Here is a 25,918-nt window from a genome sequence, read left to right as displayed (position 1 = left end):
GAACCGCTATACGCGAAGGGGCCCGGCAGATCCGATCTGCCGGGCCCCTTCCACAGGTCCTGCTCGTCCTACTCGGACTTGCCCTCTTCCGCCTTCTTGCGGTCCTGGGCCTCGCCCTCCTCGATGACCGCCTCGGCCACCGCCGCCATCGTCATCCGCCGGTCCATCGAGGTCTTCTGGATCCACCGGAACGCGGCCGGCTCGTTCAGCCCGAACTTCGTCTGCAGCACACCCTTCGCCCGGTCCACCAGCTTCCGGGTCTCCAGCCGCTGGGTGAGATCCCCGATCTCCTTCTCCAGCGCCCGCATCTCGGTGTACCGCGACACCGCCATCTCGATCGCGGGGACGAGGTCCGACTTGGAGAACGGCTTCACGATGTACGCCATCGCCCCGGCGTCCCGCGCCCGGTCCACCAGCTCCCGCTGCGAGAAAGCGGTCAGCATCAGAACCGGCGCCAGGTGCTTCTCGTGGATCTGCTCAGCCGCGGAGAGCCCGTCCAGAACCGGCATCTTCACGTCGAAGATCGCCAGGTCCGGCTTCAGCTCCTCCACGAGCCGCACCGCCGTCTCCCCGTCCCCCGCTTCGCCGACGACGGTGTACCCCTCCTCCTCGAGCATCTCCTTGAGGTCAAGGCGGATCAGCGCCTCGTCCTCGGCGATCACAATCCGGGTGATCTGGGGCGAATCGGTCTCAAGCGGCTGCGCCTGCTCGTCGGCGGTGCTCACGGGGCTCCTAGTTCCGGCGGGGTACTGCATGCACGAGGGTACCTAGACACGGTATGTTTGAGACACGACTTCAAGGCGGCCGCCTTCAAATCGTAGGCCCCGATAGCCCAATTGGCAGTAGGCAATGGTCTCAAACACCATACAGTGTGGGTTCGAATCCCACTCGGGGCACTTTTCCTTCGAATCGAAGGAATCCGCCAGTCGGACAGTGGTTAGCGATCTTCACTGATTCGAGTGAAGACTCGACCGTTTGCCAGACTTCCTCACTGGGTTCGCACACGCTCGGTCACATGTACGAGCTCTCTGTGCGCGAGCGGGCTGTCGACCTCCTGCGCGGCGGCATCGGCACCGCCGAGACTGCCCACCGACTGGGTGTTCCCGTTGGCACGGTCTCCTGGTGGAAGCATCGCGATCTTGCCAAGCGGGGCGAACTCCCCGGCCGCAAGCGCTCCACCTGCCTGCGCTGCTACAGCGACAACCTGAACCGCCCCGCGTACTCATACCTGCTCGGGCTCTACCTGGGCGACGGTCATATCAGCCACCCGAAGCAGCATCGAGTTCCCAGCCTTTTCATAACCTGCGACGACAAGTGGCCCGGCATCATGGACGCCGTCGAGGCGGCAATGCGACAGGTTCTGCCCACCCTGACCCCTTGCCGGGTTCGGCGGCCCGGCTGTCACAACGTCAAGGTGTACTCGAAGCACCTTCCCTGCTACTTCCCCCAGCACGGCCCGGGCAAGAAGCACGAACGCGCCATCGTCCTGGAGCCCTGGCAGCAGGAGATCGTCGACACCCACCCCTGGGAGTTCCTTCGCGGCCTCATCCACTCGGACGGCACGCGGATCACCAACTGGACGACCAAGACCGTCCGGGGTGAGGTCCACCGCTACGAGTACCCGCGTTACTTCTTCACGAATACCTCGACCGACATCATCGGCCTCTTCACCGCCACTCTCGACGCCGTCGGCGTCCAGTGGAAGGCCTCGATCCCCCGCCCTACCGGCCAAATCAACATCTCGATCGCCCGCAAGGACTCCGTCGCCCTCATGGACGCCCACATCGGCCCGAAGTTCTGACAGCGCCATGTACGACATGGCCACGCGGCAGCGAGCACTCGACCTCCACGCCTCCGGGCTGACCATCAGCCAAGTCAGCCGCGCGACCGGAATATCCCGATTCGCGATCCGCGAGTGGGCATCCGGTGCCGTCCCCAGTCCACGCATGACGGCCGAGTGCCCGGTCAGCAGCGGCCGTCTCGACCCCCCACACCCGCGCGCCGACTACGCCTACCTGCTCGGCCTCTACCTCGGCGACGGCTGCATCAGCGAGGGCCGCCGCCAGGTGTACGCCCTCCGCATCGCCTGCTGCGACGCCTGGCCCGGTCTCATCGACGAGTGCGAGCGGGCCGTCTCCGCCGTCATGCCGCAGAACAAAGTCCTGCGCGTCCACGCGCCCGGTTGCACCAGCGTCGTCAGCACCAGCAAGCACTGGCCCTGCCTCTTCCCCCAGCACGGCCACGGCCCGAAGCACCTGCGGTCGATCGCCCTCGCGCCATGGCAGCAGGAGATCGTGGACGCCCACCCCTGGGAGTTCCTGCGCGGTCTGATCCACTCCGACGGCTGCCGCATCACCAACTGGGCCACCCGCACGGTCGCCGGAGTCACAAAGCGCTACGAGTACCCGCGTTACTTCTTCACCAACACCTCGGCCGACATCATCGGCCTCTTCACCGCTACCCTCGACGCCGTCGGCGTCCAGTGGAAGCCCGCGTCCCGGTCCAACGGCGCCACGAACGTCTCCATCGCCCGCAAGGACTCCGTGGCCCTCATGGACACCCACATCGGCCCGAAGTACTGACGGCAGCGCAGCGGTTCAGGTGTCCTCGGGCTCGTCCATGTCCAGCCGCTGCTGTTCCTCGCTTTCGAAGCGGGCCTTGGCGGCCTCGTAGGCCGCGCCTGCGCCTGGGCGGTTCATGATCTGTTCGCGGATGTCACGCCAGAGTGCGTGCCTGTGGTCGCTCATCTCAGTAATTGTCTCCCAGGCAAGCAGTTGGGCGGCACCCTCACACGAGGGATGCCGCCCAAGGCCGTCAGACGTCCAGGGTCCCCACGTGGTGGACGCGGACGAGGTTGGTGGAGCCGGCCAGGCCCGGAGGCGAACCGGCCGTGATGACGACGATGTCGCCCTTCTGGCAGCGGCCGAGCGACAGCAGCGCCGCGTCGACCTGTTCGACCATCTGGTCCGTCGTCGGGGCGAACGGGCCGAGGAAGGTCTCCACGCCCCAGGTGAGGGCGAGTTGGCTGCGCACGGCCGGTTCGTAGGTGAAGGCGAGCACCGGGATCGGTGACCGGTAGCGGGTCAGGCGGCGGGCGGTGTCGCCGGACTGGGTGAAGGCGATCAGGTACTTGGCGTGCAGGAAGTCGCCGATCTCGGCGGCCGCGCGGGCGACGGCGCCGCCCTGGGTGCGCGGCTTGCTGCCGGCGGTCAGCGGGGGCAGGCCGGCCGCGAGGATGTCGTTCTCGGCGGCCTCGATGATGCGGCCCATGGTCTTGACGGTCTCGACCGGGTACTTGCCCACCGAGGTCTCCCCGGAGAGCATCACCGCGTCCGTCCCGTCCAACACCGCGTTGGCGACGTCGGAGGCCTCCGCACGCGTCGGCCGGGAGGCGTTGATCATCGAGTCGAGCATCTGGGTCGCCACGATGACCGGCTTGGCGTTGCGCCGGGCCAGTTTGATGGCGCGCTTCTGGACGAGCGGGACCTGTTCGAGGGGCATCTCCACGCCCAGGTCGCCGCGGGCCACCATGATGCCGTCGAAGGCGTCCACGATGGAATCCAGGTTCTCGACCGCCTGGGGCTTCTCGATCTTGGCGATGACCGGGACGTACCGCCCTTCCTCGGCCATCACCCGGTGCACGTCCTCGATGTCGCGCCCGTTCCGCACGAAGGAGAGTGCGATCAGGTCGGCTCCGGCGCGCAGCCCCCACCGCAGGTCGGCGATGTCCTTGTCGCTGAGTGCGGGGACGGAGACGGCGACGCCGGGGAGGTTGAGGCCCTTGTGGTCGGAGACGAGCCCTCCTTCGATGACGAGGCAGCGCACCCGCGGTCCGTCGACGGCGACGACTTCGAGGGTGACGCGGCCGTCGTCGACGAGGATGCGTTCGCCGCGGCTGACGTCGCCGGCGAGTCCGGTGTAGGTGGTGCCGCAGATGTCCTTGTCCCCCACGACGCCCTTGTCGGTGGAGATGGTGAACTCGTCGCCGCGTTCGAGAAGTACCGGTCCGTGGGCGAAGGTGTCGAGCCGGATCTTCGGGCCTTGAAGGTCGACGAGGACGCCGACGCTGCGGCCGGTCTCGTCGGCGGCCTTGCGGACGCGGCGGTAGCGTTCCTCGTGTTCGGCGTGGGAGCCGTGGCTGAGGTTGAATCGGGCGATGTCCATCCCGGCGTCGACCAGGGACTTGATCCGGTCGTACGAGTCGGTGGCGGGCCCGAGGGTGCAGACGATTTTTGCTCGGCGCATACAGCTGAGGGTAGGCATTACCGGCGCGTAACCGCGACGCGGGTCCGGGCTGCGGGATGACCTTTGGCGTAAGGCGAGTTGAACAATCTGACACACCCTCGGACCGGTGTGCGACGGCCGTACGGACACCGCCCCCGGATCGCCCTCCGGATCCTCCGCCGATGCGATTCCGTGAAGCGGTGTTCACCCCCGGTTCACCGTCCCGTCCGTCCGTGCTCCCCGCCCGGCGGGACGCTCGTCACCCCCGGGTGACCACCCGGACGACGGAGCGGACGAGGGGGAGGCGCTCGGCATGAGACGCGCTCTGGGGGTGCTCGCGGCCTTAGTGCTGCTGGGCGGTGTGACGTACGCACTGATCCCGGACGACAAGGACCCGAAGAAGCTGGTCACGGTCACCGGGCTGATCGGTTCGGAGAAGCGGGCCTTCTTCGAAAGCCCGGAGGTGAAAGCCGAGTTGGCGAAGCAGGGCCTGGAGGTCCACACCGACTCGACCGGCTCGTGGACGATGAGCGAGCAGGCGAAGAGCAGTTCCACGCTCGACTTCGCGTTCCCGGCGAGCACCGCGCCGGCCCGCGAGATCCAGCGCAACTGGGGGCTGCAGGACTCCCCGCTGGTGCCGTTCTACTCACCGCTGGTGGTGGTGGCGCACGCGCCGGTCGCGCAGATCCTCTTGGACAACAAACTCGCCTCGAACGAGTCGGGCGTCTGGACGTTCAAGATGGACGAGTACGTCAACGACCTGAAGACGACCCACAAGTGGCAGGACCTGACGAAGACCGAGGGCCACGGCGAACTGTCCGGCCCGATCTTCGTCACCACCACCGATCCGGAGAGCTCCTCCTCGGGTGCGCTGTACATCGCGCTGCTGTCGTTCGTCCTGAACAACCACCTGGTGGTCTCGGACGACGCGGGCGTCGACTCCGCCCGGTCCGTCCTGCACCAGGCGACCGCGCTGCAGGGCGGTCAGAAGAGCAGCAGCGACGAGCCGTTCCGGGACTTCCTCGCGGGCGTCGGCAATCCGCTGATCTTCGGCTACGAGTCCCAGGTCGCCGCGATGGCGGTGCAGGGGCAGCCGACCGGGGACATGGTGGTGATGTACCCGGACACCACGGCGTACTCCGACCACACCATCATCGCCCGCACCGAGAACGGGCGGAAGCTCGCGGACCTGCTCCAGAACGACGAGACGCTGCGCGCCCAGGAGGTCAGGTTCGGGTTCCGCCCGCAGGCCAGTAGCGGCGCCTTCGCCGACCAGGTGAAGAACATCAAGCAGCCGGTCTTCGCCCAGGACCTGAACGCGGCGAAGGTCAGGCAGGCGCCCGTGCCGTCGCTGGACAACCTGCTCAAGCTGACCAAGGCGGCGAAGGAGAGCCCGAAGTGAACGTCCGGTTGAAGCACCGCGGTTGGGCCGCGGCCGCGCTGGCGGCCGTGCTCGCGGCGGCCTCCGCCTGCACCTCCTCCAGCCCCGAGCCCGGCCCCGACCCCACGGTCGCCGAGACCGCCCGTCCCGGGGTGCTGCGCATCCTGGCGGGCAGTGAACTGCAGGACCTGCAGCCGGTCCTGGACGAGGCCAGAAAGGCCACCGGGGTGACGGTGCAGTTCGCCTGGACCGGCACCCTGGACGGCGCGGACGCGGTCTCCTCGGGCCGGGCGGACGGCAAGTACGACGCGGTCTGGTTCCCGTCCAACCAGTACCTGCGCCTGGATCCGACCGGGAAGTCCAAGGTGCTGTCGGAGACCCCGGTGATGGTCTCCCCGGTGGCCGTCGGGGTGCGCTCCTCGGTACTGGGCGACCTGGGCTGGGGTGACGGTTCGAAGGTCACCTGGGCGCAGATCGGCGACGCGGCCGCGGCCGGGAAGCTGTCGTACGGGATGTCCGACCCCTCGCGCTCCAACTCCGGCTTCTCCACCCTGGTCGCGGTGGCGGCGGCCTTCTCCGGCGCGGGGGCGGCGCTCACCGAGGCGGACGTGCAGAAGGCGACCCCGCAGCTGAAGCAGTTCTTCACCGGCCAGAAGCTGACCTCCGGCTCCTCCGGCTGGCTGGCGCAGGCGTACACCAAGGCCGAGCCCGGCAAGGTCGGCGCCCTCGTGAACTACGAGTCGGTGCTGCTGTCGCTGAACAAGACGCTGTCGCCCGACCAGAGGCTCACCGTGGTGCGTCCGCAGGACGGCGTGGTCTCGGCGGACTACCCGCTGTCGCTGCTGTCCTCGAGCGCGCAGAGCGAGCGCGAGTCCTTCCAGAAGCTGACCTCCTACCTGCTGAAGCCGGAGGTGCAGCAGCGCATCTCGGAGCTGACGCTGCGCCGCCCGGTGACGGCGGGCACCGCGCCGGCCGCCGGGCTGCCCACCGACCGCCGCCGCGAGCTGCCGTTCCCGGGCACCCGGGCGGTGGCGGACGGCCTGCTGGCCTCGTACCAGAACGAGCTGCGCCGCCCGTCGCGGACGGTGTACGTGCTGGACACCTCGGGTTCGATGGAGGGCTCGCGGCTGAACGCGCTGAAGGCGGCGCTGAGCCGGCTGACCGGTACGGACGACACCCGCGGGGTGCGCCGCTTCCGGGACCGCGAGGAGGTGACGCTGATCTCCTTCGCCTCCCAGGTGAAGTGGACGAAGACGCACGCCGTCCCGGCCTCCGGCGGCCAGCCGGGTCCGGAGGCGGAGCTGGCGTCGATCAACGCGGACGTGCAGTCGCTGTCGGCCTCGGGCGGGACCGCGCTGTACGACTCGCTGGAGCAGGCGTACCGGGTGATCGAGCGCCAGCAGCAGGCGGCGAACGACGACCGGTTCACCTCGATCGTGCTGATGACCGACGGGGAGAGCAACGAGGGCGCCACGGACGGCGACTTCAAGCGCTTCCACGACGGGCTGCCGGCCGGCGAGAAGTCGATCCCGGTGTTCCCGATCAAGTTCGGCGAGGCGGCGGTCAGTCAGCTGCAGGGGGTCGCGGACATCAGCGGCGGCAAGCTGTTCGACGGAGGCGGCTCGCTGGACGGGGTGTTCGAGGAGATCCGTGGCTACCAGTGACGGGTTCGGCCGGCAGGCCCTGCGATACCTGGAGTCGGCCAAGAACCTGGTCGGCTGCGCGGGCGGCGCTGTCGGCCTGGGGCTGCACTTCGCCGGGTTGGGCGGGGCCTGGTGGCCCGGGGTGGTGGCCGGGCTGTACGGGGTCGGCGCGCTGCTGACCCCGGGCCCGCCGCCGCCGGGGCCGACCCGCCAGCCGGATCCGCCCGAGAAGCCCGAGAAGTCCGAGAAGCCCATGGAGTCCGAGAAGCCCAAGGAGTCCGAGGAGTCCGAGAAGCCCGAGGAACTCCGGGTGGTGCCGCCGAAGCCCAGTGTGCCGCCGAGGCCGACGGGAAGGGTGCCGGTGCCCCAGCCGGAGCTGGAGGCGCTCGCCGCCTACCTGGGCACCGTCCCGCTGCCCGCCACCGCCGGGGTCGACGCCCTGCTGGCCGCGCTGTGCGAGACCGGCCCCGGTCCGGTGGCGGAGCGGATCGTCGCGCACCGCCTGCCGGTCGCGGTGGACGGCTACCTGCGGGCACAAACCTGGCTGCCCTGGGCGGGCCCGGACGCACCGGATCCGGCGGCGGAGCTCGCCCGCGAGGTCAAGCAGCTTTCCTCCGAACTCGACTGAGCCGGGCTCCGCCGGCCGGAAATCGACCATCCCGTCCCCGTACTTCCCCTTCCTCCACCCGCCTCGGTCACGAACGAGTCGCCAAGATCTCACCTGTTGGAAACGTCTGGGGGCTATCCAGCGGCCGGGCCCGCACGGCAGACTTCTACGCGCGTTCCTCTACGCGCGTCCACGGCATCCGCGCACGCGCGCCACGCACGCCGCACGTAACCAAAGTTGACGGTCCATCGCCGTCGTCCCCACTCGGGAGAGTCGTCCATGTCCCTGAACCGCCGTGACTTCGTCACCCGGTCCGCAGCCACCGCCGCCGGCGCCGCCTTGGCCGGCGGAGCCGTCGTCGCCGCCGCCCCCGCCGCCGCGGCCGCCGAGCCGGACACGGCGGCCGCCAAGGGCGACAAGCGCCAGCCCCGCCGTCAGGCCTTCACCGTGATGGGCACCACCGACCTGCACGGCCGGGTGCTCAACTGGGACTACTTCACCGACGCCGAGTACGTCGACAAGGCCCACAACGCGGTCGGCCTCGCCAAGATCTCCACCCTGGCCAACCAGGTCCGCGAGGAGAAGGGCTGGGACCGCTGCCTGCTGATCGACTCGGGTGACATCATCCAGGGCACCCAGCTGACCTACTACTACGCCCGGATCGAGCCGATCGCCACCGACGGCGACAACGTGCCGGACCACCCGATGGCCGTGGCCATGAACCTCATGGGCTACGACGCCGCCGCGCTCGGCAACCACGAGTTCAACTACGGCATCCCGACCGTGAAGGCCTTCGAGGACCAGCTGGAGTTCCCGCTGCTGGGCGCCAACGCGCTGCACGCGAAGAACGAGAAGCCCGCCTTCAAGCCGTACGTGATCAAGGAGGTGTGGCTGGACGAGGACACCCCGATCAAGGTCGGCATCCTCGGCCTCACCAACCCGGGCATCGCGATCTGGGACAAGGCCAACGTGGCCGGCAAGATGGTCTTCCCGGGCATCGTGGAGACCGCCGCCAAGTACGTGCCCCGGATGAAGGCCGCCGGCGCGGACGTCATCGTGGTCTCCGCCCACTCCGGCATCGACGAGGCCACCACCTACGGCGACCAGCTCCCCTGGCCCGAGGACGCCTCCGGCGAGATGGCCGAGACGGTCGCGGACATCGACGCGGTGCTGGTGGGCCACACCCACAAGGAGGTCGCGCAGCGCCTCATCGTCAACAAGAAGACCGGCAAGACGGTCGTGCTCTCCGAGCCGCTGTGCTGGGGCCAGCGCCTGAGCTGCTTCGACTTCGAGGTCGAGTTCGTCGACGGCCACTGGAAGGTCGCCTCGGTCTCCTCCCGGGTGCTGAACTCCAACACCGTGCCGGAGAACCCGGAGATCAGCGACGCCATCGTCGGCCAGCACAAGAAGGTCGTCGCGTACGTCAACCAGAACATCGGCACCAGCAAGATCGAGCTGTCGATCGCCGACGCCCGGTTCAAGGCCACCCCGATCGTCGACCTGATCGGCAGGGTCCAGGCGGACGCCGTCAAGGCCGCGTTGGCGGGCGGGCAGTACGCCAACCTCCCGGTCCTGGCCCAGGCCGCCCCGTTCAACCGCACCGCGCTGATCCCGTCCGGCCAGGTCAAGCTGCGCGACGCCGCCGGCCTGTACATCTACGAGAACACCCTGGAGGCCCGCATCCTGACGGGCGCCCAGCTCAAGGACTACCTGGAGTTCTCGGCCAAGTTCTTCCACCAGCTCGCCGCGGGCGCCCCGGTCGACAAGGACGCCCTGACCAACGCCGAGGACACCCCGGACTACAACTACGACTCGATCTACGGCCTGAGCTACGACATCGACATCGCCCAGCCCAAGGGCCAGCGGATCGTCAACCTCAGCTACCAGGGCAAGCCGATCGACCCGGCCGCCCAGTTCGTGCTCGCCGTCAACAACTACCGCGCCAACGGCGGCGGCAACTTCCCGCACGTCGCCAACGCCAAGGCGGTCTGGTCGAACTCCGACGAGATCCGCAACACGATGATCGCCTGGGTCAAGGCCAAGGGCGTCATCGACCCCGCCGACTTCTTCACCAACTCCTGGCGCCTGGTCCGCGCCGGCCAGCCGGTGTTCTAGTCACACCTTTCCACGAAGGCCGTCTGCCCCCGTGCAGGCGGCCTTCGTGCCGTTCTCGGTGGAAGAATGGAGCCATGAGCGAGTTCCAGATTCCCGACCGCCACGCCCGACTGCTTGAGTACGCGCAGAGCCTGACACCCCCGGCCGGATGGAAGATCGAGATCTCCGGCGACGAGATCATCATGATGGCCGGACCGTCCGCGATCCATCAGCGCAACCTCCTACAGATCCGCGAGCAGTTCGACGCACACCGCCCGTCCGACATGATGCCGAGCGAGAACTCCGACCTCGCCTCCCCCAACGTGGGAAAGCTGCGCAACCCCGACCTCACCTACATCCCTCTGGAGTCGAGCGGTAACCAGATCCCGGCCGAAGAAGCGCCCATCGCGGTCGAGATCGTCTCGCCGTCGAATCCTGAGAACGACTTGGTCAGCAAGGTCCGTGACTACCCGCTGATGGGCATCCCGCTCTACCTCCTGATCGACCCGCGCGAGGGCGACATCACCCTCTACTCGGATCTCTCCGACGGCGGCTACCACCAGCAATGGAACGGCAAGTTCGGCGACCGGGTGCCGATCCCGGCCCCCTTCGACTTCGAGCTCGCCACCGACGGCCTCGTCCGCTACCCAGCCTGATCCACTCACCCGGAGAGACGATCGGACATCTGGCGAAGACTTGAGGATATTCATCCGCTCAATCGATCTCCCTACCGTTGAACACATCAGGAACGGCCCCACGGGGGGCCGGTGTTGACCGGGCAAGGGAGAGTTCGATGCGTGCGGTGGTCCAGGAGGAGTTCGGCGGTCCCGAGGTGCTGCGGCTGGTCGAGGTGGAGCGACCGAAGCCGTTGAGCGGCGAGGTGCTGGTGCGGGTGCGGGCCGCCGGGGTGAACCCGGTGGACGTGGCGGTGCGGGCGGGGGCGTTCCCGCTGCTGGGCGAGCCGCCGTTCACGGTGGGCTGGGACATCTCCGGGGTGGTCGAGGAGGCCGGGCCGGGCGCCCGCTACCGGGTCGGCGAAGAGGTGTACGGGATGCCGTTCTTCCCGCGCTCCGCCGGCGGGTACGCCGAGTACGTGGCCGCGCCCTCCCGCCAACTGGCCCGCAAGCCCGCCTCCCTGGACCACACCCAGGCCGCCGCGCTGCCGCTGGCCGCGCTGACCGCCTGGCAGGGCCTGGTGGACCTGGCGAAGGTCGGCGCGGGCGACCGGGTGCTGATCCACCGGGCGGCCGGCGGCGTCGGCCACCTCGCCGTGCAGATCGCCAAGGCCCGTGGCGCGTACGTGATCGGGCTGGCGAGCGAGCCCAAGCACGCCTTCCTCAGGGAGCTCGGCGCCGACGAGGTGATCGACTACCGGACCACCGACTACACCGAGGCGGTCAAGGACGTCGACATCGTCTTCGACTCCTCCTCCGAGGGCACCCGCGCCCTGGAAGTGCTCAAGCCGGGCGGGACCCTCGTCACCATCATGGAGCACTGGAACCGGGAGCTCGCCGCCGCGGTCGAGGCCGCCGGACGGCGCTTCGCGGGCGTCTCCGTCGAGCCCGACTACGCCTCGCTGGAGGCGATCGCCGCCCTGGTGGACGAGGGCCTGGTCCGCCCGCACGTCGCCGCCGCCCTCCCGCTCGCCGAGGCCGGCCGGGCGCACGAGCTGGTCGGCTCCGGTACCGTCCGGGGCAAGGTCGTGCTGACCGTCGACTGAGCGGCGCGGACCGAACAGCGGTGAACGAGCGGAGCACTGGGGGCGGGCGTTGGACATCCTGACCGAGGCACTGGGTTCGATGCGCACGGCGCACCCCGCGTCCGTGCGCACCGACGGTCGGGCGCCCTGGGCGCTGCGTCTGCCCCCGGTGGTCGGGGCCGGTTTCCACGTGGTGCTGTACGGCACCTGCTGGCTGGTCCCGGTGGATCCGGCCGTCGGCGGCGAGCCCGTCCCGCTCAGCCCGGGGGACGTGGTGTTCCTGCGGGACGGCCGGGGCCACGTGCTGGCCGACCACCCGGACACCCCGCCGGTGGACGCCGGGGCCTGCCGGGTCGAGGGCGGTTCGCCGATCGGCACCCTGTCGCTGGGCGGTGACGGCGCCCGCACCAGCCTGCTGTGCGGCAACTACCACCTGGACCAGGGCCGCCCGCACCCGGTGGTCCGCCAGCTGCCGGCCCTGATCCACCTGCCGACCCGGCACGGCCGACATCCCGAACTGGCCTCCGCCGTCCAGCTGTTGGGCGCCGAGCTGGAGAACCCTCGGATCGGCTCGACCGGGATCGTCCCGGCTCTGATCGACGCGCTGCTGCTGTACATCCTGCGGGCCTGGTTCGAGGACCAGCCCGCCGCGACGGCCGCCGGCTGGGCGGCCGCTCTGCGGGACGCCGCCGTCGCGCCCGCCCTGACGGCGATCCACGAGGCCCCGGCGACCCCGTGGACGGTGGAGTCCCTGGCGGACCGGGCGGGCCTGTCCCGGGCCGCCTTCGCCCGCCGGTTCACCTCGATGGTGGGCGAGCCGCCGATGGCGTACCTGACGCGCTGGCGGATGACCACCGCCGCCCGGCTGCTGCGCGAGTCGGAGGCGCCGCTGACGTCGGTGGCGGCGCAGACCGGGTACGGCTCGGAGTACGCCTTCGCGAAGGCCTTCAAGCGGGAGTTCGGCCAGGCCCCCGGCGGTTACCGCCGGGAGGCCCGCGCCGCGTAGCGCACCCGTCTCAGGGGCGGACGTCCTAGAACGGGAACGGCGCCCGCCCGTGCTGCACCGAGATCCACTTCACCGTGGTGAAGGCGTCCACCGTGGACTCCCCGTTGAGCCGCCCGACGCCGGAGTTCTTCTCGCCGCCGAAGGGCACTCCCGGCTCGTCCGCGATGGTCCCGCCGTTGACGTGGATCATGCCGGTCTCGATCCGCTGGGCGACCCGCACACCGCGCTCGGGGTCCGCGGTGTGCACCGCGCCGCTGAGCCCGAAGGGCGTGTGGTTGGCCAGCCGGACGGCCTCGTCCTCGCCGTCGAAGGGCACCAGCAGCACGACCGGGCCGAAGAGTTCGCGCTGCAGGATGGGCGCGTCCTCGGGCAGGTCGGTGAGCACGGTCGGCGCCATCAGGCTTCCGGCCGTGTTCCCGCGCAGCAGCGCGGTGGCGCCGCCGGCGATGGCCTGGTCGACCTGGCTGGTGATCGCGTCGGCGTGGACGGAGTTGATCAGCGGGCCGATGTGGGTGGCCGGGTCCTTGGGGTCGCCGACGGTCAGCGTGGCGATCTTGGCGACGAACTTCTCGGTGAACTCGGCCAGCACGGCGCGGTCGACGAGCACCCGGTTGGCGGCCATGCAGACCTGGCCCTGGTGGACGAAGCGGCTGAACACGGCCGCGTCCACGGCGTAGTCGACGTCGGCGTCGTCCAGCACGATCAGCGCGCTGTTGCCGCCGAGTTCCAGCACCGACCGCTTGAAGTGGGCGGCGGCCACGGTGGCGACGTGCCGGCCGATCTGGTCGGAGCCGGTGAAGGAGATCACCTTGGGCACCGGGTGCTCGATGAAGCTGTCGCCGATCTCGGCGATGTCGGTGATCACCACGTTGAGCAGGCCGGGCGGCAGGCCCGCGTCCTCGAAGATCTTCGCGATCAGGGAGCCGCCGACCACCGGGGTCTCCTGGTGCGGCTTGAGCACCACGCCGTTGCCGAGTGCGAGCGCCGGGGCGACGGTCTTGAGGGCCAGGAACAGGGGGAAGTTGAACGGGCTGATCACGCCGACTACGCCGACCGGCAGCCGGTAGAGCCGGTTCTCCTTGCCGGGGGCGGGCGAGGGCAGCAGCCGGCCCTCCGAGGCCACCGACAGGTGCAGGCACTCGCGCAGCATGTCCTTGACGAGGGACAGCTCGAAGCCCGCCTTCAACGCGGTACCGCCGAGCTCGGCCGTGATCGCCTGGACGATCTGCCCCTCTCGCTCCTCGAACAGCCGCAGCGCGCGCTCGAAGACCAGTCGGCGCTGGTACGGGCTGGTGGCGGCCCAGGCGCGCTGGGCGCGCTCGGCGGCGCGGTAGGCCCGGTCGACCTCGGCGACGGTGGCGACGGTGATGGTGGCCAGCTTGTCGCCGGTGTAGGGGTCGACGTCGACGATGTCCCAGGATCCGCTGCCGCTGCACCATTCGCCGTCGATGTACTGCAGCGCCAACTCGGAGAAGTACGACATCTGATCCCTCTCATGCCCGACCTGATGGGACCTCATCGTACTGACGTGTCATAGCTCCTGGCGTACGGAGTGCAGAAGATCGCGGGTCTGTTCGGGGCTGAGGCCCTCGGCCTGGAGCCCTTCCATCGCCTGGCGGTACGAGGCGACCTCGGCGGGCTTGTCCACGTAGAGCGCGGTGGTGAACTGCTCCAGGTAGACCACGTCGGCGAGCTCGGCCTCGGCGAAGCCCAGCACGCTGAAGGCGCCGCTCTCGGCGGCCAGCCCGGCAGTGCCGAGCGCCAGCACCTGCAGGTGCACGTGGGGCAGTTCGGCGAGTTCGAGCAGCCGGTCGAGTTGGCCCCGCATCAGCCCGGGGCCGCCCCAGGGGCGCCGCAGCGCGGCCTCGTCCAGGACGGCGAGCATCCGGGGCGGGTGCTCGGCGGTGAGCAGGTCCTGGCGCTTGAGGCGGACCTCGACCCGGCGTTCGATGTCCTCGGCGGAGACGCCGTGGCCCTGGCAGCCGGCGGTGATCACGGCGCGGGCGTAGTCGGCGGTCTGGAGCAGCCCGTGGACGAACTGGACCTCGTAGCTGCGGATCTCGGTGGCGGCCTCCTCCAGCCCCAGGTAGTTCTGGAACCAGGCGGGCAGCACGTCGCCGTACTCGTGCCACCAGGAGCTGGCGTTGGCGTCCCGGACGAGTCCGAGGACGGTGGCGCGTTCCTGTTCGGCCTCGACGCCGTACAGGGTGAGCAGGTCGGCGACGTCGCGTTCCTTGAAGCCGACCCGGCCGAGTTCCATCCGGCTGATCTTCGACTCGGAGGCGCGGATCGAGTAGCCGGCCTCCTCGCGGCTGACGCCTCTGGACTCGCGGAGCTTGCGAAGCTGGCTGCCGAGCAGCAGACGCCGTACGGTGGCGCCCCCGCCTGCCTGAGTCGTGCCCAATGAAGTCACCCTCCGCACTCGTGCAGCCCCCCGGCCGTCGGCGGCAGTCTGCCACCTGGCACCGACGAACAACAGCCCGTCCCGGGACGCATTCCGGCCGCTGTGCGAAGGCTGGGAGAAAGCTGTGAGCCGGCCCTCGGTGCACGGACGAACGCGCAGGTGAGAGCCGGGTGAGAACTGGACCACGGGCGCCCGGGGAACGCGACGGCGCCCGCCCTCCAACTGGTCGGGGAAGAGGGCAGGCGCCAGGAGACCGCGTTGGCCCGGCGACGCTGGCGGGGGCAGCGGGTTGAGCTCCCGGCGATGCGGCGCCGGGGGTTCAGGGGGCCGGTCGGACCGTCAGACCACCAGGGGGCGGTCCGTGGGTCGGATCGGGGCGGGAAGCGGGGTCTTGCCGCCCAGGTACTTGTCCACCGCGGCAGCGGCCGAGCGGCCCTCCGCGATGGCCCAGACGATCAGCGACTGGCCTCGGCCGGCGTCTCCGCAGACGTACACGCCATCGACATTGGTGGCGAACCGGCCGTCGCGGGCAATGTTACCGCGCGCGTCGAGGTCCACGCCGAGCTGCTCGACCAGGCCGTTCTTCACGTCCGTCCCGGTGAATCCCATCGCCAGGGTGACCAGCTGGGCGGGGATGACCCGCTCGGTGCCCGGGACGGGCTCGAACCGGCCGTCCTTGAACTCGACCTCGACCAGGTGCAGATCCTGGACGTTGCCGTCCTCGTCGCCGGTGAAGTGGGTGGTGTTCACGGAGTAGATCCGCTCGCCGCCCTCCTCGTGCGCGGAGGTGACCTTGTAGGTCATCGGCATGGTGGGCCACGGCTGGTGCCCGGGGCGCTCGTCGCCGGGCCGCGGCATGATCTCCAGCTGGGTCACCGACAGGGCGCCCTGCCGGTGGGCGGTGCCGACGCAGTCCGCGCCGGTGTCGCCGCCGCCGATCACGACCACGTGCTTGCCCTTGGCGCTGATCGGCGACTCGACGAGGTCGCCCTCCTGCACCTTGTTGGCCAGCGGCAGGTACTCCATGGCCTGGTGGACGCCCTTGAGCTCGCGTCCGGGCACCGGCAGGTCGCGCGCCGTGGTGGCACCGGCGGCGACCACGACGGCGTCGAAGCGCTCGCGCAGCTGTTGCCCGGTGATGTCGTCGCCGACGTGCACGCCGGTGCGGAACCGGGTGCCCTCCGCCCGCATCTGCTCGATGCGGCGGTTGATGTGGCGCTTCTCCATCTTGAACTCGGGGATGCCGTAGCGCAGCAGCCCGCCGATGCGGTCGGCGCGCTCGTACACCACCACGGTGTGGCCGGCCCGGGTGAGCTGCTGGGCGGCGGCCAGGCCGGCCGGGCCGGAGCCGACGACGGCGACGGTCTTGCCGGAGAGCCGCTCCGGGATCTGCGGCGTGACCCCGCCGCGGTCCCAGGCCTTGTCGATGATGGTGACCTCGACGTTCTTGATGGTCACCGCGTCCTGGTTGATGCCGAGCACGCAGGCCGACTCGCAGGGCGCCGGGCACAGCCGCCCGGTGAACTCCGGGAAGTTGTTGGTGGCGTGCAGGCGCTCGATGGCACCGGTCCAGTCGTCCCGGTAGGCCAGGTCGTTCCACTCGGGGATGAGGTTCCCGAGCGGGCAGCCGTTGTGGCAGAACGGGATGCCGCAGTCCATGCAGCGGCCGGCCTGCTTGCCGATGATGGGAAGGAGGCTGCGTTCGACGTAGACCTCGTTCCAGTCCCGGATACGAACGTCCACAGGCCGTCGCTCGGCCAGCTTCTTACCCGTGGTCAGGAAGCCCTTGGGGTCAGCCATGTGCCGCCTCCATCATCTTGCGAGTGGTCTCGGCCTCGGAGAGGCCATCGCGCTCAGCGGCGTCCTTGGCGGCGAGCACTGCCTTGTAGTCGGTCGGCATGATCTTGGAGAAGCGGGAGACCCCGCTGCCCCAGTCGGCCAGGAGTTCGGCGGCGACGGTGGAGCCGGTCTCCTCGTAGTGCTGCTGCACGGTCTCGCGCAGCCACTCGCGGTCGGCGGCGGTGGGGGCCTCGATGCCCACCATGCCGTCGTTGACGTTGGCGGGGCGCAGGTCGAGGACGTACGCGATGCCGCCGGACATGCCTGCCGCGAGGTTGCGTCCGGTCCCGCCGAGGATGACGACCCGGCCGCCGGTCATGTACTCCAGGCCGTGGTCGCCCACGCCCTCGACGACCAGCGTGGCGCCGGAGTTGCGGACGGCGAAGCGCTCGCCGGCCTTGCCGCGCAGGTGGATCCGGCCCGAGGTGGCGCCGTAGCCGATGGTGTTGCCGGCGATCACGTGGTTCTGGGCGTCGTTGCCGATGGCCGCGGCCTCGCGGGCCGGGCGCACGACGACCACACCACCCGAAAGCCCCTTGCCGACGTAGTCGTTGGCGTCGCCCTCCAGCCGCAGGGTGATCCCCTTCGGCACGAAGGCGCCGAAGGACTGCCCGGCGGAGCCGGTGAAGGTGACGTCGATGGTCCCCTCCGGCAGGCCCTCGCCGCGGTACCGCTTGGTCACCTCGTGGCCGAGCATGGTGCCGACGGTGCGGTTGACGTTGCGGATCGGCAGCTGGATGCGGACGGTCTCGCCGCGCTCCAGGGCGTCCTCGGCGAGCTCGATCAGCTGGTTGTCCAGCGCCTTGTCGAGCGCGTGGTCCTGGGTGGTCGTGCGGTGCCGGGCGGCGCCTTCGGGCAGCGTCGGCACGTGGAACAGCGGGGCCAGGTCGAGCCCGGCGGCCTTCCAGTGGTCGATCGCGGCCTGGGCGTTGATGTGCTCGGCGTGGCCGACGGCCTCCTCGATCGAGCGGAAGCCCAGCGAGGCCAGGATCTCCCGGACCTCCTCGGCGATGAACTCGAAGAAGTTGACCACGAATTCGGGCTTGCCGGAGAACCGCTCGCGCAGCACCGGGTTCTGGGTGGCAACGCCGACCGGGCAGGTGTCCAGGTGGCAGACGCGCATCATGATGCAGCCGGAGACGACCAGCGGGGCGGTCGCGAAGCCGAACTCCTCGGCGCCGAGCAGCGCGGCGATCACGACGTCGCGGCCGGTCTTCAGCTGGCCGTCGGTCTGGACGACGATGCGGTCGCGCAGCCCGTTCAGCAGCAGGGTCTGCTGGGTCTCGGCGAGGCCCAGCTCCCAGGGGCCGCCGGCGTGCTTCAGCGAGGTGAGCGGCGAAGCACCCGTGCCGCCGTCGTGCCCCGACACCAGGACGACATCGGCGTGGGCCTTCGACACCCCCGCCGCGACCGTCCCGACGCCGACCTCGGAGACCAGCTTCACGTGGATGCGGGCCGCCGGGTTGGCGTTCTTGAGGTCGTGGATCAGCTGCGCCAGGTCCTCGATCGAGTAGATGTCGTGGTGCGGCGGCGGCGAGATCAGGCCGACACCCGGGGTGGAGTGCCGGGTCTTGGCGACCCACGGGTAGACCTTGTGGCCGGGCAGCTGGCCGCCCTCGCCGGGCTTGGCGCCCTGGGCCATCTTGATCTGGATGTCGTCCGCGTTGACCAGGTACTCGGAGGTGACGCCGAACCGGCCGGAGGCGACCTGCTTGATCGCCGAGCGGCGCTCGGGGTCGTACAGGCGGTCCGGGTCCTCGCCGCCCTCACCGGTGTTGGACTTGCCGCCGAGGCGGTTCATCGCGACGGCGAGGGTCTCGTGCGCCTCGCGGGAGATCGAGCCGTACGACATGGCGCCGGTGGAGAAGCGCTTGACGATCTCGGAGACCGGCTCGACCTCCTCGACCGGGACGGGTTCCCGGCCGAGGCCGTCCAGCTGGAACAGGCCGCGCAGCGTCATCAGGCGGGCGGACTGCTCGTTCACCCGGTCCGTGTACTGCTTGAAGATGTCGTACCGGCGGTTGCGGGTGGAGTGCTGCAGCCGGAAGACGGTGTCCGGGTCGAACAGGTGCGGCTCGCCCTCGCGGCGCCACTGGTACTCGCCGCCGATCTCCAGCGCGCGGTGCGCGGCCGGGATGCCGGAGGCCGGGTACGCCTTGGCGTGCCGGGCGGCGGTCTCCTTGGCGATCTCGTCCAGGCCGATGCCGCCGAGCTTGGTGGTGGTGCCGGCGAAGTAGCCGTCGACCAGCTCCTGGGAGAGGCCGATGGCCTCGAAGACCTGGGCGCCGCGGTAGGAGGCGACGGTGGAGATGCCCATCTTGGACATCACCTTGAGCACGCCCTTGCCGAGCGCCTTGATCAGGTTCTTGATCGCCTTCTCGGCCTCGACGCCCTGGATGCTGTGTGGACTGTCCAGGGCGTTCCGGGCGACGAGGTCCTCGACCGACTCCATGGCCAGGTACGGGTTGACCGCGCCGGCGCCGTAGCCGATCAGCAGCGCGACGTGGTGCACCTCGCGGACGTCGCCGGCCTCGACCAGCAGCGACACCTGGGTGCGCTGCTTGGTGCGGATCAGGTGGTGGTGGATGGCCGAGGTGAGCAGCAGCGAGGGGATCGGGGCGTGCTCGGCGTCGGAGTGCCGGTCGGAGAGCACGATGATCCGGGCGCCGTCGGCGATCGCGGCGTCGGCCTCGGCGGCGATCTCGGCCAGGCGCGCGGCCAGGCCCTCGCCGCCGGTGGCGACCTTGTAGAGGCCGGACAGCGTGACGGCCTTGAGGCCGGGCTGGTCGCCGTCGGCGTTGATGTGGACCAGCTTGGCCAGCTCGTCGTTGTCGATCACCGGGAAGGTGATGCCGACCGAGCGGCAGGAGGCGGCCTCGGCGGTCAGCAGGTTGCCCTCGGGGCCGAGGTTGGACAGCAGCGAGGTGACGAGCTCCTCGCGGATGGCGTCCAGCGGCGGGTTGGTGACCTGCGCGAAGAGCTGCACGAAGTAGTCGAACAGCAGGCGCGGCTTCTCGCTGAGCGCGGCGATCGGCGAGTCGGTGCCCATCGAGCCGAGCGCCTCGGCGCCGGTCTTGGCCATCGGCGCGAGGATGACGCGCAGCTCCTCCTCGGTGTAGCCGAAGGTCTGCTGGCGGCGGGTGACGGAGGCGTGGGTGTGGGCGATGTGCTCGCGCTCGGGGAGCTTGGCGAGCTGGATCTGCCCGCCGGTGACCCACTCCTCGTAGGGGTGCTCGGCGGCCAGTCCGGCCTTGATCTCCTCGTCCGGGACGATCCGGTTCTCGTTGAGGCAGACCAGGAACATCTTGCCGGGCTGCAGGCGGCCCTTCTGGACCACCTTCTGCTGGTCGAGGTCGAGGACGCCGACCTCGGAGGAGAGCACGACCAGGCCGTCCTCGGTGACCCAGTAGCGGGCCGGGCGCAGGCCGTTGCGGTCGAGCACGGCGCCGATCCGGGTGCCGTCGGTGAAGGTGACGCAGGCCGGGCCGTCCCAGGGCTCCATCAGGTTGGAGTGGTACTGGTAGAACGCGCGGCGGGCCGGGTCCATGGTGGCGTGGTTCTCCCACGCCTCCGGGATCATCATCAGCACCGAGTGCGGCAGCGAGCGGCCGCCGAGGTGGAGCAGCTCCAGGACCTCGTCGAAGGAAGCCGAGTCGGAGTGGTCCGGGGTGCAGATCGGGAAGATCCGCTCCAGACCCTGCCCGTTCTTGTTGGCCGGAATGAGATCGGTCGCGAGCTGGGACTCGCGGGCGCGCATCCAGTTGCGGTTGCCCTTGACCGTGTTGATCTCGCCGTTGTGCGCGACGAAGCGGTACGGGTGGGCGAGCGGCCAGCTCGGGAAGGTGTTGGTGGAGAACCGCGAGTGCACCAGGCCGATGGCGGACGCGTAGGCGCGGTCCGACAGGTCGGGGAAGAAGGGCTCCAGCTGGCCGGTGGTGAGCATGCCCTTGTAGACGATGGTGCGGGCGGACAGCGACGGGAAGTAGACCCCGGCCTCGCGCTCGGCGCGCTTGCGGACCACGAAGGCGATCCGGTCCAGCTCGACGCCGGCCAGGCCGTCCTTTGCCAAGAAGACCTGCCGGAAGCGCGGCATCACGCTGCGCGCGGTGGCGCCGAGCAGGTCCGGGGTGACCGGCACGTCGCGCCAGCCCAGCACCGCCAGGCCTTCCTCCGCCGCGATCGCCTCGATCTGCCCGACAGCGGCGGCGTCGGCGGCATCCTCGTCCGGCAGGAAGGCGATGCCGACGGCGTAGGAGCCGGCCGCCGGGAGCTCGAAGGAGACCTTGCCGCGCAGGAAGGCGTCCGGGATCTGGGTCAGGATGCCCGCGCCGTCACCGGAGTCCGGCTCGGCGCCGGTGGCGCCGCGGTGCTCCAGGTTGCGCAGGACGTTCAGCGCCTGCTCGACGATGGTGTGGTCGGCGATGCCGGTCAGCGTGGCGACGAAACCGACGCCGCAGGCGTCGTGCTCGTTTCGCGGGTCGTACAGGCCCTGAGCAGCAGGTCGCGCATCCGGCACGAGCGCGTAGGGCTGGCGGGCGGCGCCGGCCTGAGGCTCGTTGGCGGAGTGCATGGATGCAGACAGCATCGGCTCTCCCGTCGTCGTCTTTCGGCAAGTTGGTGCAAGTAGGGACGACGTTGGCCCTGATGCGATGGTGCGGTCGTGCGAGTTACATGATGCCCAGAATCCCGAGAAGCGGAATATCCCGTCCACATCGCGGACGGATGCGCAGGTCAAGGGGGGCGTAAGAGAGGACGTGCCACAGCGCGCGTCCCGACGATTGTGCCCAACCACCCCCCGCCTGAAACAGGGGCGAAATCCGATCGCCACACAAGCCGATCACGAGTGCCTGGGAATCCATCCCGAGAGCCCTGCCGACGGATGCGAATCCGCGGCTCCGGGACCCGGATGATGAGACGATGCCGGGCAGCGCGCGACGTCCATGTGTGAAACGTCACGCACTGCCCGGCATAGTCATGCACTGATCCCCGCCTCCAGGCCGGGGTGGGATCACCCCACATGCCCACCGATCAGCCACCCCAGCAGGTACGTCACCCCGGCCGCGGCCCCGCCCAGCACCAGCTGCCGCACTCCGCTGAACCACCAACTGCGTGCCGTCACCCGGGCCACCACCGCGCCGCAGGCGAACAGGCCCAGCGCCGCCAGGATCATCGCCGGCAGCAGCGAAGTCGCCCCCAGCAGGTACGGCAGCAGCGGCAGCAGCGCACCGAGCGCGAAGCACAGGAACGACGAGCCCGCCGCGACCAGCGGCGAGGGAAGGTCATTGGGGTCGATGCCCAGCTCCTCGCGGGCGTGGATCTCCAGCGCCAGCTCCGGGTCGCGGGACAGCTGCCGGGCCACCTCGTGGGCGAGCTCCGGGTCCACCCCGCGCGAGACGTACAGCTGCGCCAGCTCGGCCAGCTCGCCGTGCGGGTTGCGGCTCAGCTCCAGCCGCTCGACCTCGATCTCGGCCTGCACCAGCTCCCGCTGGGAGGCCACCGAGGTGTACTCCCCCGCCGCCATCGAGCAGGCGCCGGCCGCCAGGCCGGCCAGCCCGGTCAGGATCACCGTGCCGTTGGACGCCGCCCCGCCGACCACGCCGGTCATCAGCGCGAAGTTGGACACCAGACCGTCCACGGCCCCGAACACCGCGGGCCGCAGCCAGCCGCCGTTGACGTCCCGGTGGTGGTCCGCGGCGGGTATCCGCGGGTGCTGGGCGGGTTCGGCTTCCAGGGTGGTCGTACTCACGGTTCTTCCCCTCCGTCTTTGTCCGTCGGCTCGACCGTAGCCCGTTTGACCTGGGCATTTCCAGCAAGATAAGGCTGCCCGAACAATGCTGAGGCTGCCCTTCGCAAGCCTCGCGAAGGGCAGCCTCAGTCAGGGAAAGTGCCTGTTCAGATCGGGTTCTTGGCGTCCTTGCCGGGCTTCTCGGCAACCTTTGCAGCCGGTTCCGCGTCCGCCTCCCCGTCCACGAGCCGAGACGGCTTCTCGCCGTCCACCTGCTCGCTCGGCTTCTCGCCCTCCGCCTTCTCCTCGGCCCCGTCCGCCGGCTCGTGCGCCGCCGGGTCGATGCTCGCCGGGTCCTCGCGGCCGGGCCGCAGCTTCCCGACGATCACGAAGTACGCCACCGCGCCGACGAACACCACGATCGACGTCCAGTCGTTCAGCCGCAGGCCCAGGTAGTGGTGCGCCTCGTCGATCCGCAGGTACTCGATCCAGAACCGGCCCACCGTGTACGCGGCCACGTACACCGCGAAGGCCCGACCGTGCCCCAGCTTCCAGCGCCGGTCGACCCAGAGCACCAGCAGCGCCACACCCACGCACCACAGCGACTCGTACAGGAAGGTCGGGTGGTAGACACCGCTCACGACCTCGCCGTCGGGCAGCGTCTTGTGGATCTTCAGACCCCACGGCAGCGTGGTCGCCCGGCCGTACAGCTCCTGGTTGAAGTAGTTGCCCCAGCGCCCCAGCGCCTGCGCGAGTGCGATGCCCGGCGCGATGGCGTCGGCGTACGCGGGCAGCGGCACGCCCCGGCGGCGGCAGCCGATCCAGGCGCCGACCGCGCCCAGCGCGACCGCACCCCAGATCCCGAGGCCGCCCTCCCAGATCTTGAAGGCGTTCCAGGGGTTCTTCCCCTCGCCGAAGTACAGCTGGTGGTCGGTGATCACGTGGTACAGCCGACCGCCGACCAGGCCGAACGGCACGGCCCAGACGGCGATGTCGCCGACGGTGTGCTTGGCACCGCCCCGGGCGACCCAGCGCTTGCTGCCGAGCCAGACGGCGGCGATGACACCGAGGATGATGCAGAAGGCGTAGGCGCGCAGCGGGATCGGTCCGAGGTAGAGGACGCCCCGCGACGGGCTGGGAATGTAGGCGATATCCATGGCAGTTCCGACGCTACAGGGTCCGACGCCCCGGTCGGACACCCCCGGGGTCACAGAAACCGAACAACGCGCCGCCGCCCCCTCCGGACGGGGAGGGGGCGGCGGCGCCGCCGGGGCGGCTCAGCCGGCCGTGGGCGACGGGTTGTTTGACTCCGAAGCAGTGCTGGTCGGCGCCGGGGTCTGCCCGTGCGAGCCCGCCGTGCCGAGCTGCTTGCCCTGGTTCGCGGCGTCCACCCACTTCACCAGATTGGCCGGGGTGATCTCCTCGTTGCCGTTCTTCGGGTAGATCGGCTGGCCGTTGAGCAGCACGGTCGGCGTCGACTTGTAGCTGGACTTGTCGAAGTCCTGCTGCACCGCGGACACCCAGCCGCCGAACTTGTTGTTGTTGACGCAGGCCTGGAACTCGGGCGTGCCCAGGCCGTCGACCTGCTTGGCCAGGTTCAGCAGGACCGCCTTGTTGCCGAAGGCGTCGTTGGTCTCGTCCGGCTGGTTGCGGTACATCACGTCGTGGAAGTCCCGGAAGTGCCCGGCGTCCTGGGCGCAGGCCAGGGCGTTGGCGCCGTTCTTCGAGCCCTTCCCGGGCAGCGACCGGTCGATGAACGACACGATGTGGGCGTTGGTGTAGATCTTCCCGGCGTCTTCCAGCTGGTCGATGGTCGAGGAGAACTCGCGCTCGAAGAGCCCACACGCGGGGCAACGCGGGTCCTCGTACACCGTGAGGACCGACGGCGCGTTGCTCGCTCCGACCGGGACGACCAGGTTCTTGTCCCCGATGGCACCGGCCGGGGCGGCGGTCGGGGTCTCGGGCTTGGAGCGCTCGTTCTGCACCACGACGCCGGTGATCACGGCGGCGGCGATCACCACCAGCACGGCCCCGCCCACCACCAGCTTCTTCCTGCGCCTTGAGGAGGCCTGATCGGCCGCCCGCTGCGCCAGCATCCGCTCGCGGGCGGTGCGCTTGCCTTCTCGGTTCTTCTCGCTCATTGCCTTGACATCCACGGTCGGGGAGCCTTCGTCGGGTGCGGGGGACGGGGGGTCAGCTGGCCAGCCAGCCGTCGGCCGAGAGCCGGGTACGGGGCCGCCGCAACAGCCACCCGGCCAGCAGCAGGAACCCGGTGTCGCGCAGGATCTCCTGCAGGTACTCGGTCTGCGAGGCGTCGACGTGCCCGCCGCCGCCGAAGCAGCCGCAGTCGATCGAGATGCCGCGCGCCCAGGCCGAGGCGATCCCTGCGATGAAGATGAGCAGCAGCAGCGCGGAGACCCCGGCGACCAGCCGGACGCCCAGGCCGATCACCAGTAGCAGCGTGAGCGCCAGCTCCAGGAAGGGCAGCCCGTAGCCGATCGGCTTGACCAGGCTCTCGGGCAGGATCTCGTACGCGCGGACGGCCTGGGCCGCCTCCGCCGGATCGGCGATCTTCGCCAGCCCGGCCCACCCCCACACCACCGCCAAGCCGAGCCGCACGGCGGTGCCCAGCCACTCACTCCAGGCCGGCACCGGCCGACACGCCGCCGACACGGGCACCGGGTCACCGGACTGCACCGCCGGGCCGGCCATCAGGGAACCCCTCTCGGGAAGCTCGTTCACTTCCTGATGAACCGTAAGGGATGAAGGACGGTTCCTCCGTTTTCACGAATTACGCCGTTTGAGTGACACAACATGACGGTCTGTCCGAATCCGGCGAACGCCCGTACGTCAGCGGCAGCCCGGCATCCGCCCCGGGTCGAACAGCTCCAGCCGCCCCTCGCGCGGCACCCGGGCCGCCCGCTCGGCCGCGTCCCACCGCGCCGCCTCCGCACAGGCGACCGCCTCCCGCTCCGCCCGCTCCGCCCCCCGCTTGGCCAGCGCATGCCCCACCGCGGTGTGCGCCCCGACGGCCGCACCCAGAGCCAGCGCGGCGGCCGCCGCCCGCAGCAACACGGCCCGATGAAGACCAGCCACCGACTCACCCCTTCGCTCGCCCGGCAACCCCCGCGCACCTCGTTCGTGCACTCGTCCCTCCACTCAACGCCGGTCAACCCCCACTGATGCGTGTCGCCCCCGCTCTTCACCCGTTCGGGGCCGCCCCCACGCTGACGCCTCCCCCGAACCGCCGACACACCGCTTCCCCCAGATGAGAAAGGCGGGGGGGGGAGGGAGGG

Annotated in this window: 21 protein-coding genes and 1 tRNA gene; 10 read left to right on the top strand and 12 right to left on the bottom strand. The window is 70.1% G+C overall.

Features of this window, described 5'->3' with window-relative positions:
- Positions 1-68 precede the first annotated feature (68 nt).
- Positions 69-755, bottom strand: a complete 687-nt coding sequence (locus ACFQ87_RS06190) for an ANTAR domain-containing response regulator (protein WP_380609388.1) — start codon at positions 753-755, stop codon at positions 69-71.
- Between the two features lie 66 nt (positions 756-821).
- Here ACFQ87_RS06190 and ACFQ87_RS06185 point away from each other — a divergent pair.
- From ACFQ87_RS06185 to ACFQ87_RS06175, 3 genes are all read left to right on the top strand, one after another.
- Positions 822-896, top strand: a tRNA-Leu gene (locus tag ACFQ87_RS06185).
- A 119-nt stretch (positions 897-1,015) separates the two neighbouring features.
- Complete coding sequence (locus ACFQ87_RS06180) at positions 1,016-1,801, top strand: helix-turn-helix domain-containing protein (RefSeq protein WP_380609387.1); 786 nt, start codon at positions 1,016-1,018, stop codon at positions 1,799-1,801.
- A gap of 7 nt (positions 1,802-1,808) precedes the next feature.
- The gene (locus ACFQ87_RS06175) at positions 1,809-2,582 is read left to right on the top strand and encodes a transcriptional regulator (protein ID WP_380609386.1); all 774 of its coding nucleotides are present in this window, start codon (positions 1,809-1,811) and stop codon (positions 2,580-2,582) included.
- A 15-nt stretch (positions 2,583-2,597) separates the two neighbouring features.
- Here ACFQ87_RS06175 and ACFQ87_RS06170 read toward each other — a convergent pair whose 3' ends face one another.
- The gene (locus ACFQ87_RS06170; RefSeq protein ID WP_380609385.1) at positions 2,598-2,747 is read right to left on the bottom strand and encodes a hypothetical protein; all 150 of its coding nucleotides are present in this window, start codon (positions 2,745-2,747) and stop codon (positions 2,598-2,600) included.
- A gap of 67 nt (positions 2,748-2,814) precedes the next feature.
- Positions 2,815-4,245 (bottom strand): pyruvate kinase, encoded by a 1,431-nt coding sequence (gene pyk, locus ACFQ87_RS06165; protein ID WP_380609384.1) that lies wholly within the window; start codon positions 4,243-4,245, stop codon positions 2,815-2,817.
- 292 nt (positions 4,246-4,537) lie between these two features.
- On the opposite strand from pyk, the gene ACFQ87_RS06160 reads away from it, so the two are divergent.
- The 7 genes from ACFQ87_RS06160 (at position 4,538) to ACFQ87_RS06130 (ending at position 12,654) form a co-directional block, all read left to right on the top strand.
- Positions 4,538-5,626, top strand: a complete 1,089-nt coding sequence (locus ACFQ87_RS06160) for a substrate-binding domain-containing protein (protein WP_380609383.1) — start codon at positions 4,538-4,540, stop codon at positions 5,624-5,626.
- Positions 5,623-7,269 (top strand): extracellular solute-binding protein, encoded by a 1,647-nt coding sequence (locus ACFQ87_RS06155; protein WP_380609382.1) that lies wholly within the window; start codon positions 5,623-5,625, stop codon positions 7,267-7,269. Before ACFQ87_RS06160 ends, ACFQ87_RS06155 begins: the two co-directional genes overlap by 4 nt.
- Entirely contained in the window at positions 7,256-7,876 is a 621-nt protein-coding gene (locus tag ACFQ87_RS06150; RefSeq protein WP_380609381.1) for a hypothetical protein, read from the top strand. The genes ACFQ87_RS06155 and ACFQ87_RS06150 overlap by 14 nt, the downstream gene beginning before the upstream one ends.
- Before the next feature lie 258 nt (positions 7,877-8,134).
- Positions 8,135-9,970, top strand: a complete 1,836-nt coding sequence (locus ACFQ87_RS06145) for a bifunctional metallophosphatase/5'-nucleotidase (RefSeq protein WP_380609380.1) — start codon at positions 8,135-8,137, stop codon at positions 9,968-9,970.
- Positions 9,971-10,044: 74 nt separating this feature from the next.
- Positions 10,045-10,605: a Uma2 family endonuclease gene (locus ACFQ87_RS06140; protein WP_380609379.1), complete on the top strand. Its 561-nt coding sequence runs from the start codon at positions 10,045-10,047 to the stop codon at positions 10,603-10,605.
- Positions 10,606-10,742: 137 nt separating this feature from the next.
- Entirely contained in the window at positions 10,743-11,669 is a 927-nt protein-coding gene (locus ACFQ87_RS06135) for an NADP-dependent oxidoreductase (protein ID WP_380609378.1), read from the top strand.
- A 49-nt stretch (positions 11,670-11,718) separates the two neighbouring features.
- Positions 11,719-12,654 carry an AraC family transcriptional regulator gene (locus tag ACFQ87_RS06130; RefSeq protein WP_380609377.1) on the top strand — a complete coding sequence of 312 codons (936 nt, stop codon included), beginning with the start codon at positions 11,719-11,721 and terminating at the stop codon, positions 12,652-12,654.
- A gap of 25 nt (positions 12,655-12,679) precedes the next feature.
- Here ACFQ87_RS06130 and ACFQ87_RS06125 read toward each other — a convergent pair whose 3' ends face one another.
- The 9 genes from ACFQ87_RS06125 to ACFQ87_RS06085 form a co-directional block, all read right to left on the bottom strand.
- Positions 12,680-14,137: an aldehyde dehydrogenase family protein gene (locus tag ACFQ87_RS06125; protein WP_380609376.1), complete on the bottom strand. Its 1,458-nt coding sequence runs from the start codon at positions 14,135-14,137 to the stop codon at positions 12,680-12,682.
- Between the two features lie 48 nt (positions 14,138-14,185).
- Positions 14,186-15,058, bottom strand: coding sequence for a helix-turn-helix domain-containing protein (locus ACFQ87_RS06120; protein ID WP_380609375.1), 873 nt, complete (start codon positions 15,056-15,058; stop codon positions 14,186-14,188).
- A 339-nt stretch (positions 15,059-15,397) separates the two neighbouring features.
- Entirely contained in the window at positions 15,398-16,858 is a 1,461-nt protein-coding gene (locus ACFQ87_RS06115; protein WP_380609374.1) for a glutamate synthase subunit beta, read from the bottom strand.
- Positions 16,851-21,467 carry a glutamate synthase large subunit gene (gltB, locus tag ACFQ87_RS06110; protein ID WP_380609404.1) on the bottom strand — a complete coding sequence of 1,539 codons (4,617 nt, stop codon included), beginning with the start codon at positions 21,465-21,467 and terminating at the stop codon, positions 16,851-16,853. The genes ACFQ87_RS06115 and gltB overlap by 8 nt, the downstream gene beginning before the upstream one ends.
- Positions 21,468-21,905: 438 nt before the next feature.
- Complete coding sequence (locus ACFQ87_RS06105) at positions 21,906-22,628, bottom strand: VIT1/CCC1 transporter family protein (RefSeq protein WP_380609403.1); 723 nt, start codon at positions 22,626-22,628, stop codon at positions 21,906-21,908.
- 161 nt (positions 22,629-22,789) lie between these two features.
- On the bottom strand, positions 22,790-23,779 hold the full coding sequence (lgt, locus tag ACFQ87_RS06100) for a prolipoprotein diacylglyceryl transferase (RefSeq protein WP_380609373.1): 990 nt from the start codon (positions 23,777-23,779) through the stop codon (positions 22,790-22,792).
- Between the two features lie 120 nt (positions 23,780-23,899).
- On the bottom strand, positions 23,900-24,763 hold the full coding sequence (locus ACFQ87_RS06095) for a DsbA family protein (RefSeq protein ID WP_380609372.1): 864 nt from the start codon (positions 24,761-24,763) through the stop codon (positions 23,900-23,902).
- A gap of 52 nt (positions 24,764-24,815) precedes the next feature.
- The gene (locus ACFQ87_RS06090) at positions 24,816-25,364 is read right to left on the bottom strand and encodes a MauE/DoxX family redox-associated membrane protein (RefSeq protein ID WP_380609371.1); all 549 of its coding nucleotides are present in this window, start codon (positions 25,362-25,364) and stop codon (positions 24,816-24,818) included.
- Positions 25,365-25,472: 108 nt separating this feature from the next.
- Complete coding sequence (locus tag ACFQ87_RS06085) at positions 25,473-25,718, bottom strand: hypothetical protein (RefSeq protein ID WP_380609370.1); 246 nt, start codon at positions 25,716-25,718, stop codon at positions 25,473-25,475.
- Positions 25,719-25,918: the final 200 nt, after the last annotated feature.

The organism is Kitasatospora sp. NPDC056531 (assembly GCF_042794375.1).
In the GTDB taxonomy this organism is placed as follows: domain Bacteria; phylum Actinomycetota; class Actinomycetes; order Streptomycetales; family Streptomycetaceae; genus Kitasatospora.
This window is presented reverse-complemented; position numbering and strand designations above follow the sequence as displayed.